At 57.4% G+C, this 6,694-nt stretch carries 7 protein-coding genes and 1 pseudogene; 4 read left to right on the forward strand and 4 right to left on the reverse strand.

Translation table 11 applies throughout. The annotated features are described in order from the left end of the window. Positions 1 to 56 precede the first annotated feature (56 nt). From tldD to BM029_RS14555, 4 genes and pseudogenes are all read left to right on the forward strand, one after another. Positions 57 to 1,517: a metalloprotease TldD gene (gene tldD / locus BM029_RS14540; RefSeq protein WP_092437149.1), complete on the forward strand. Its 1,461-nt coding sequence runs from the start codon at positions 57 to 59 to the stop codon at positions 1,515 to 1,517. Positions 1,518 to 1,539: 22 nt separating this feature from the next. Continuing rightward, positions 1,540 to 1,995: a GNAT family N-acetyltransferase gene (locus tag BM029_RS14545; protein WP_244545054.1), complete on the forward strand. Its 456-nt coding sequence runs from the start codon at positions 1,540 to 1,542 to the stop codon at positions 1,993 to 1,995. A 63-nt stretch (positions 1,996 to 2,058) separates the two neighbouring features. After that, positions 2,059 to 2,466: pseudogene (locus BM029_RS14550) on the forward strand (cupin-like domain-containing protein); the annotation flags it as partial. Between the two features lie 48 nt (positions 2,467 to 2,514). Further along, a complete protein-coding gene (locus tag BM029_RS14555) occupies positions 2,515 to 2,886 on the forward strand; it encodes a cupin domain-containing protein (RefSeq protein ID WP_092437151.1) in 372 nt (123 codons plus the stop codon). A gap of 63 nt (positions 2,887 to 2,949) precedes the next feature. Here BM029_RS14555 and ada read toward each other — a convergent pair whose 3' ends face one another. From ada to BM029_RS14575, 4 genes are all read right to left on the reverse strand, one after another. Beyond that, the gene (gene ada / locus BM029_RS14560) at positions 2,950 to 4,029 is read right to left on the reverse strand and encodes a bifunctional DNA-binding transcriptional regulator/O6-methylguanine-DNA methyltransferase Ada (protein ID WP_092437152.1); all 1,080 of its coding nucleotides are present in this window, start codon (positions 4,027 to 4,029) and stop codon (positions 2,950 to 2,952) included. Positions 4,030 to 4,126: 97 nt separating this feature from the next. Beyond that, on the reverse strand, positions 4,127 to 4,786 hold the full coding sequence (locus tag BM029_RS14565) for a DNA-3-methyladenine glycosylase family protein (protein WP_092437176.1): 660 nt from the start codon (positions 4,784 to 4,786) through the stop codon (positions 4,127 to 4,129). Between the two features lie 20 nt (positions 4,787 to 4,806). Next, positions 4,807 to 5,460, reverse strand: coding sequence for a DNA oxidative demethylase AlkB (gene alkB, locus BM029_RS14570; RefSeq protein WP_092437154.1), 654 nt, complete (start codon positions 5,458 to 5,460; stop codon positions 4,807 to 4,809). Positions 5,461 to 5,470: 10 nt separating this feature from the next. Then, complete coding sequence (locus BM029_RS14575) at positions 5,471 to 6,214, reverse strand: 2OG-Fe(II) oxygenase (protein ID WP_092437155.1); 744 nt, start codon at positions 6,212 to 6,214, stop codon at positions 5,471 to 5,473. Positions 6,215 to 6,694 lie beyond the last annotated feature (480 nt).

Below are 6,694 nucleotides of genomic sequence, written 5' to 3' on the forward strand. Positions count from 1 at the left end.
CTCAGCCCGGGATGCTCTACAATCCCACTTAACATCACAGTAAAACCGGAATACCAATGAAACCATTTGAACCAAACCTGAGCACTTTAGCCGTTGCGCGCGATATTCTGTTGACTCCGTTCGGCCTCGACGAATCGAGCTTGCTGAAAGCGCTGGGGACCATGTTCACGCACAAGGTCGATTACGCCGACCTGTACTTCCAGTTCACCAAGAGCGAAGGCTGGAGCCTGGAAGAAGGCATCGTCAAGACCGGTAGTTTCTCTATCGATCAGGGTGTAGGCGTGCGCGCCATTTCCGGCGACAAGACCGCTTTTTCGTATTCCGATGAAATCTCCGAACGCGCCTTGCACGATGCCGCGGTAGCAACCCGCACCATCGCCCGTCAAGGCGCCGGCAAGATCAAGATTGCCGGCGGCATGCAACAAAACGGCGGCCGCTCCCTGTATTTGCCGCACGATCCGCTGGTGTCGCTGGACGCCACCGAAAAGGTCAAACTGTTGGAACGGGTAGAGCGCATGGCGCGCGCCAAGGATCCGCGTGTGGTGCAAGTGATGGCCGGCCTGGCCGGAGAATACGATGTGGTGCTGGTGGCACGTAGCGACGGCGTGATTGCCGCCGATATCCGGCCTCTGGTACGACTCTCGGTAACAGTCATCGTCGAACAGAATGGCCGCCGCGAAACCGGCAGCAGCGGTGGCGGTGGACGTTATAGCTACGCCTATTTCAATGAAGCCATACTGGAACAGTATGCTGCCGACGCGGTTGCTTCGGCGCTGGTGAACCTGGATGCACGGCCGGCCCCGGCTGGCCCGATGACCGTGGTGCTTGGACCTGGCTGGCCAGGTATCCTGCTGCACGAAGCGATCGGCCACGGCCTGGAAGGCGATTTCAATCGCAAGGGCTCCAGCACATTTTCCGGCCGCATCGGCGAGCGCGTGGCAGCCAAAGGCGTCACCGTGGTCGATGACGGCACCATCGCCGATCGTCGCGGTTCGTTGAATATCGACGACGAAGGCAATCCAAGCCAATGCACTACGTTGATCGAAGACGGTATCCTGAAAGGTTATATCCAAGACACCATGAACGCGCGCCTGATGAAGATGCCGGTGACCGGCAATGCGCGGCGCGAATCGTTCGCCCATCTGCCGATGCCGCGCATGACCAACACCTACATGCTGGCCGGCGACAAGGATCCGGCGGAGATCCTGGCTTCGGTGAAAAACGGTTTGTATGCAGTCAATTTCGGCGGCGGCCAGGTCGATATCACCAACGGCAAGTTCGTGTTCTCGGCAAGCGAAGCCTACATGATCGAAAACGGCAAGGTCACTTATCCGGTCAAGGGTGCAACCCTGATCGGCAACGGTCCGGACGTCTTGCACCGGGTCTCCATGATCGGCAATGATATGCAGCTCGATCCTGGTGTCGGCGTTTGCGGCAAGGAAGGACAGAGCGTTCCGGTCGGTGTCGGCCAGCCAACTTTGCGCATTGACGGCGTGACTGTCGGCGGCACCGCTTAACGGCATGGCAGAAGCAACGATAATGGAATGGCACTGGCTGCCATTCCACGAGCTCAGTACTGTGCAATTGTATGCAGCGATGCAATTGCGGCAGCGTGTGTTCGTGCTGGAGCAAACCTGCGTGTTCCAGGATGCCGACGGTATCGATCTGCATTCATGGCACGGTTTGGGTTATCTGCCGAACGGCGAACTGGGTGCGTATGCGCGCATCGTACCGCCGGGTAAGGCGTTTCACCTGCCGTCGATAGGGCGGGTAGTGACGGCACCTGAATTGCGCGGCAAGGGTGCCGGCAACGAACTGGTGCAGCAAGCGATGGCGCAAACCGCCAAACTATTTCCTGGACATGACATCAAGATTGGCGCGCAAGCGCATCTGCAGCGTTTTTATGGCAGCTTTGGCTTTAAGCCGGTGGGTGAATTGTATGACGAAGATGGCATTTCACACATCCATATGATTGCGCCGTCGAGTTCTGCATGATTTGTGTTGATTTAAGATCAATTCATTTGGTTAGGGCCGCATTAGCCTCAGGATTTTGAATTTCCTCATCCCGAGAAGTTTCCCAAGTTTAAAGATGCGTTGAAGGCAGCTCAAACGGCTGAACTGGAGCCGGGCGATGCGCTCTACATACCACCGCTGTGGTGGCATCATGTCGAGTCGCTGCAGGCATGCAATATCCTGGTCAATTATTGGTGGGGCGGTGCGGTCGGTACCGCGGATTCGATCCACTCCGGGTTTGACAGCCTGATGCTGGCGCTGATTAATCTGAAGCGGCGTGCGCCAGCTTATCGGCAAGCCTGGGCCACCGTCTTCCAGCATTATGTATTCGATGAAAACGAGGATCTGACTGCGCATATCCCGCCACATCGGCATGGCGTCCTGGGCGACATGTCAACGGAGCAGGAGCAGCAGGTGCGGAACTACCTGGCCAATAAACTCAAAAGCCAGTGATGGGCGCGCGGCGTTCAACATTCTTCAATACCAGATCAAAGGAAAATCATGTCAAACGTCAGCTCACCTAAACAAATAGCCGCATCACTGACAGAACACTGGTCGCCGCGTGTGGTAGCCGAAGTCGACGATTCTTATGTCAAGGTTGCCAAGGTCAAAGGTTCTCTGGCCTGGCACAGTCACGAGCATGAAGATGAATTGTTCCTGATACTCAAAGGCCATCTGCGCATCGAAATGGAACAAGGTAATGTCGAGCTGGGAGAGGGTGAAATGTATGTCGTCCCCAAAGGTGTGCGACATAACCCGGTGGCGGAGGAAGAGTGTCATCTCATGCTGATCGAGCGCAAAACGACGCTACATACCGGTGACGTCGTCAGCGAAAAAACCCGTTCGCTGGACGAGCAGTTACGCCCGCTGTGATGCTCGGCAGGCTAGTTTGAAATAGCCTGGTTGAGTCACGACTTCTTGTTTTTGCAACGATATTCACTTCCTGCTTTCGCGCGCCAGCAGCGCCTGCTTGCGTTCCACGCCCCAGCGATAACCTGAAGCGCTGCCATCGCTGCGTATCACGCGATGGCAGGGAATCGCCACTGCCAGGCTGTTGGCGGCGCAAGCCTGGGCCACGGCGCGCACCGCTTTGGGCGAACCGATGCGGGCGGCAATTTCAGCGTAGCTGGTAGTACTGCCTGCCGGTATGTCACGCAGTGCTTGCCACACACGTTGCTGGAAAGCGGTACCGCGTACATCCAGCGGCAAATCCAGGCCGAGGGCCGGGGCTTCGATAAAACCTACTACTTGCGCCACCAGTTGTTCAAAATCGCGGTCGGCGCCGATCAGATGGGCGCGCGGGAATTTGTCCTGCAAATCGTGCGCCAGCGCGTTCGGATCATCGCCAAGAAAGATGGCGCATACACCGCGATCGCTCTGTGCCACCAGGATCGCGCCCAGTGAACATTCGCCGATCGCAAAACGGATATCGGTATTGGCGCCGCCGGCGCGATAGTCGGTCGGCGTCATGCCCAGCACCTTGCCTGAGGCTTCATAGAACCGGCTGTTCGAATTGAAGCCGGCGTCGTAGATCGCCTCGGTAACTGAATGGCTATGGCTGAGATGGTCGCGCACTTTTTTAGCCCGGTGCGCATTGGCATAAGCCTTGGGCGTGAGTCCGGTGACAGCTTTGAACACACGGTGAAAATGAAACAGGCTGAGACCGGCCTCGGCAGCCAGCGTCTCCAGGCTGGGTAACTCCAGCGCGCTCTCGATGCTGCGGCAGGCGACGGCCACCAGTTCGGCATGATGGGCAGCTACCGAGGTTTGATCGGCGCCGCGCTTGCTTGGCCGATAGCCGGCCGCCTCGGCCGCCGCCGGGGTATCGAAAAATTCGACGTTCTCCGGGCGCGGCAGGCGTGTCGGGCTACTCGGGCGGCAATACACGCCGGTAGTTTTGACGGCATAGACAAATTGCTTGTCGGCTGCAGGATCTCTGGCCAGCACAGCAGCCCAGCGCGGATCGCGTTCGGCGCTTTGCATGGCAATCTGTTGCTGTTGTGTCAGTGTTCGCATATCGGCTCCAATGGCGTATCGTAGCTGTACTTTAGCAATGCGCCGGACGCCTGGCACTCCGAGTCTTGCTTTCGAATTCAGACAATATCAGACAGTATCAGGCGGTGTCGTCAGCCGGCGGATTCTTCGGCAAGCGCCACAGATACCAGGCGGCCACGGTTCGATAGGGACTCCACGCGAGGCCGATGTCGCGGATCTGTTTTCTGGTCGGCGTCTGTTCCAGGTTTTTCAGGCGCCGATAGCCTTCGCGAACGCCGAAATCATCGGCCGGCAAAATGTCAGAGCGTTCCAATGTATAGATCAACAGCATCTCGACGGTCCAGCGGCCGACGCCGCGCAGGCTTGTCAGCCGTTCGATGAGGGCGTCGTCGCTGATTGCCAGCGCTTCGGCACGTAGCGGAACCACGTTATCCAGGGCAGCTTGCGCAATGCCATGCATCGTCGCGATTTTACTGGCGGAGAAGCCGCAGCCGCGCAATATGTCGACGGGTGTATCGAGTAATTGCCGGGCAGTCGGAAAGGCGCTGTCGCCAAACAGGGCCAGCATGCGGGCCAGGATGGCGTCGCCTGCGCGGGCATGCAACTGCTGGTAAGCAATCGCTCGCACCAGCGCTTCATACGGTTCACGTGCCGGTTTTGACGCGTGGCGGCACGGCCCGATGCGGGCAATGTGGCGAGCCCAGTCAGAGTCCTGCGCTGCGAGGAATTTCTCTGCTTTACGGTATGCGTTCTCGGATATATCCGTTGCGATCATGATTGAAGCTGGCGAACCCGACATCAGGCTGCCTTGCGAAAAGTCAGGTTGATCCTTTGCCTGCCGAGCAGGGGATGTTCGGCTTCCTTCAGCGGCAGCACGCCGTGATAACGCAGCCGGTCGGCGCCGCCCCAAACCACGACGTCGCCGTGGAACAGCGGTACGCGGACGCTCTTGTCGCTACGTTCCTGGCCGCCGAACAGGAATATCGCGGGAATGCCCAGAGATACCGAAACGATGGGTGCAGCATAGTCCTGCTCATCCTTGTCCTGATGCAGCGACAATTTGGTGCCTGGATCGTAGCGGTTGATCAGGCAGGCATCGGGCTGGAAACCGTCGAAACCGGCTTGCGCTGCCGCGGCTTGCGCCAGCTGTAAAAAAATCTCCGGCATGGGTGGCCAGTTGCGGCCGTGCTCCGGATCGACAGCGCTGTAGCGATAGCCGCGGCGGTCGCTGGTCCAGCCGAGCGGGCCGCAACAAGTCATGGCCACCGACATGCGGAAGCCACCGGGCGTCACCAGGTGGCGGAACGGCGATGCTTGTTGAATTGCTGTCAGTGACGGCAACAATTGCGCTACGTAAGGCGTCGCGAAACCGCGTAATACGAATGCATCTTGCGCTAATTGTTGCTGGCGCGTATCGGACAATTCTTCTGCGGCGAACAAATCTAAAGTCATGTAATGCTCTTCATAATGCGTCGTGGAAAATCACGCCTAGCGTGTGCCGCGATCCGGAGCGGATGCGACTGACGCCATGTCGTAAATTTACCCTATATGCGCCGCGTTGGCCTTGCGCCGGGCGATTATGGACGGCGAATATCACGGCGTCGCCTTGGTTCAGGAGGATTACTTCGGGGCGGGATTGCATGCGCGGCCGTTGTTCTGTCATCACGAATTCGCCGCCGCTGAAATCGCGTCCTGGTGTGGATAGCAGGATTGCTGCCTGGAGCGGGAAAACATGTTCGCCGTACAGGTCTTGATGCAGGCAGTTGTAGTCGCCCGGACCATACTTCAGCATGAGCGGCGTCGGCCGCAATTGACCTGCAGCGTGGCAGCGAGCGATAAAATCGGCGTGTCGTTGCGGAAAGCGGGTGGCGATATTCATGATTTCGTTCCAGCGGTTTGCAAGTGGGGCCAGCAAAGGGTAGAGGGCGTTGCGCAAGTCGCCGATCAGCTCGGGCAGGGGATAGCTGAAATATTTGTATTCGCCGCGGCCGAAGCCATGGCGTTCCATTACGACCCGGCTGCGGAAGATATCATCGCACGGATAAAGCGCGGTCAGTGCGGCGCATTCCTCGGGTGTTATCAAACGAGGCAGCAGCGCGCTACCGTAGCTGTCCAGATCTTGATAAACATTTTCCCAGTCGATGCGCTGGAGTCGGTCCGTGATGGTGTCGACGGCCTGGGTGGCGTTACGGATGACGGCGCTCATCATTTGCTCCTGAGTGATTGAAAGTACTTACTCTAGGCACGTTACCTGGCTACTGCACCCCGACTCTTGCGGTCGAATTCAGCAACAAAGCAGTTAAATGGGGTCAGAGTTTTTTTACGACAGGTTTATCGTCGTAAATTACTCTGACCCTGACCCTTCCCCTCAAATAATCGATAAAAATCAAAGGGCTAATGATTTTGAATTGTCAGTTGCATGCATGAGCTGTTAACTTTCTCCTACGTAGCGACCAAACTGCGACAGAGAAAGAGCACTCATGCATGCAAGAAGAATCATACAGAAATTGTTGGAAGAAAGGTGTCCTGGTGTTCACGCCAAACGGGCACAAAGCGTGGCTGCGTTGGTTCAGGCAGCGCTACAAGGTGGGTTAAGTTTGATGGGCTTGAGCCGGCATTTGGACAGTGCCACACCGATACGTCATCGTATCAAACGCTGCGATCGCCTACTGGGCAATAGGAAGTT

The organism is Collimonas sp. OK607, from assembly GCF_900111995.1.
In the GTDB taxonomy this organism is placed as follows: Bacteria; Pseudomonadota; Gammaproteobacteria; order Burkholderiales; family Burkholderiaceae_D; genus Collimonas.

Coding starts and splice junctions, on each gene's coding strand:
- ada (WP_092437152.1), bottom strand. CDS start 4,029: ATGCGAACACTGACACAACAGCAACAGATTGCCATGCAAAGCGCCGAA.
- BM029_RS14575 (WP_092437155.1), bottom strand. CDS start 6,214: ATGAGCGCCGTCATCCGTAACGCCACCCAGGCCGTCGACACCATCACG.
- BM029_RS14555 (WP_092437151.1), top strand. CDS start 2,515: ATGTCAAACGTCAGCTCACCTAAACAAATAGCCGCATCACTGACAGAA.
- tldD (WP_092437149.1), top strand. CDS start 57: ATGAAACCATTTGAACCAAACCTGAGCACTTTAGCCGTTGCGCGCGAT.
- alkB (WP_092437154.1), bottom strand. CDS start 5,460: ATGACTTTAGATTTGTTCGCCGCAGAAGAATTGTCCGATACGCGCCAG.
- BM029_RS14545 (WP_244545054.1), top strand. CDS start 1,540: ATGGAATGGCACTGGCTGCCATTCCACGAGCTCAGTACTGTGCAATTG.